Here is a 2,116-nt window from a genome sequence, read left to right as displayed (position 1 = left end):
CCGCTCCTCGTCACCATTTGAGGCCGAGTTTTGCGGTACCGGCGAGGTTGTGGACGTTTCCGGAGACTTCGCCCTGCAGGCTGGCGGCAGCGAAGAAGCCGTTGGCGGTGGCGTATTCGATGCCGGCATCGAGCAAGGCGCTGTAGCGGTCCGGGTTGGCGCCCTCGATGCTGAAGCTGGTGCCGGGCAGTGCCTGGAACCCGGCGACGAAGCCGATGCTGTCGCCACCATTGATGGCAAGGGCAGCACGGCCGGTAAGCGTCAGCGTCGCATTGTTGTCGAGGTCGATGCCATGCTCCAGCCTGGCGCCGAGTTCGGTGCGGGTGACGGTCGTGGTGTTGCCCTTATAGGTCAGCCCGAAGTTGCCGGCGCCGCTCTCGGCATAACCCGGCATCCGGTAGGCGATCGCCTGGAAGGCGGCATAAGGGGTCAGTGTCGCCAGCGATGTCTCGAAGTCGTAACCGGCCTCGATGCGTCCCGAGAAGGCATGGGCGTTGAAGTCACCCGACAGCGATTTGCCAAGCACGGTGCGGCCGGTCTCGACATCGTAGAAGCTGTAGGCGGCGGCAGCGGCGACATAGGCATTGCCGAACTCCTGCCTGCCGAAGACACCGGCATTGAAGAAGCGCGCGCTGCCGCTGCCCAACTTGTCGGCAAGATGGAAGTCCGACGAGCCGCCGCCCAGCGCGATGCCGATCGTGGCATCGTCCCATTTGCGGGCAATGCCGCCTGCCAGCCCAAACGTCTTCAGGTCGGTGTCGTGCGAACCGGCAGCACCATCGCCACCGATCTCGGACGTGCCGCCATAGGTGGCACCCCAGCCGCGCCAGCGACTGTCAAAGACTTTTGCGACAGGACCGGCCAGGCGGTCTGACTTGGCAGCGAGTGCCGCGAAGGGTCTGTCGCTGTCGGCTTCCGTCTTCTCATCGGCGAAGGCCGCTGCCGTGTCGCCGGCAGCAGCGCCCTGCCCGCTGCGTCCGGCCAGCGCCTCGCCGGCCAGCAGGCCGAGGAACTGATCGCTGCCCTGGATACCGGAGCTGATCGCGCCGGCCGCCGGCTCACCGGAGGCCAGCGAGAGGCCGGCGCTGTCGAGCGCGCCGAACTCCGCCAGGATGCCGCCCTTGGCATCGAAATAGCCGACGATGGCATTGGCCACCGAACGCTGGTTGCGGTTGAGCGGATCGAAGTGCGGCCGGCCTGGCTTGCCGGGATTGCCTGGGTCACCAGGATTGCCCGGCTCGCGCATGTCGAGATCGAGCGCGAGATAGGCATTGCTGCCGTCATAGGCGAGCTTGTGCTTGAAGCCGGTGGGAGCCGTGCCGGTCAATCCGGCAAAGCTGGTGCCACCCAGCCCACCCTGCGCATTGAGGATGGTGTAGGTCTTCTGGATGTAGGTGGCTGCCGCATAGTTGGTCGACACCGTGCCGCCCGACAGATTGGCGGTGCCGGTGACATTGGTGCGGTCGGCCGACGCCGGATCGAGCTCGACGGCATAGGTCGAGCCTGCCCCCATGACCAGGTTGCCGGCTACGGTGACGGTGCCGATCGAATTGCCTGGTGCCAGCGTGCCGCCATTGTTGACGATCACCGAAGCCAGTGTGCCGGTGCCGCCGAGCGTGCCGCCTGTTTCGACGGTGATGCCCGACGAGGAAGCGATCGAACCGTTGACCGACAGCGTGCCCTGCTTGACGAAGGTCTGGCCGGTATAGGTGCTGGTTCCCGACAGCATCAGCTTGCCGCTGCCATTCTTGGTGAAGGAGCCGCCACCGGAAAGCCCACCCGAGAAGGTGGAGTTGCCGGTCTGGTCGACGGTCAGCTTGCCACTGCCCATGACAACATTGCCTGCCCCCGACAGTGAGCCGATGACCTGGTCGAGACTGCCGAGGTCGAGGCTTGCCCCTGTTGCCACCGACACCGCGCTGCGGGCCGAGAAGGAATGGGCAGTGCTTGCCTTCAACGTTCCCTGCGAGACCGTGGTGGCGCCGCTGTAGCTGCTGTGGCCCGACAGCGTCAGGGTTCCCACCCCGGTCTTGGTCAGGCCGCCGCTGCCGGTGATGTCGGAGGCAATGCCAACGGCAAAGCCGTTGCTGTCGAAGCTGCCGCCGCCTGCCGACAA

The 2,116-nt window shown here is 65.9% G+C and carries 1 protein-coding gene; it reads right to left on the bottom strand.

Features of this window, described 5'->3' with window-relative positions:
- Nucleotides 1–10: 10 nt before the first annotated feature.
- Nucleotides 11–2,116, bottom strand: a 2,106-nt coding sequence (locus tag AC3WTO_RS31080; RefSeq protein WP_492465078.1) for an autotransporter outer membrane beta-barrel domain-containing protein, incomplete at its 5' end; no start/stop codon positions are given.

This window comes from Mesorhizobium sp. EU05-FHT14A09 (genome assembly GCF_058790995.1).
This window is presented reverse-complemented; position numbering and strand designations above follow the sequence as displayed.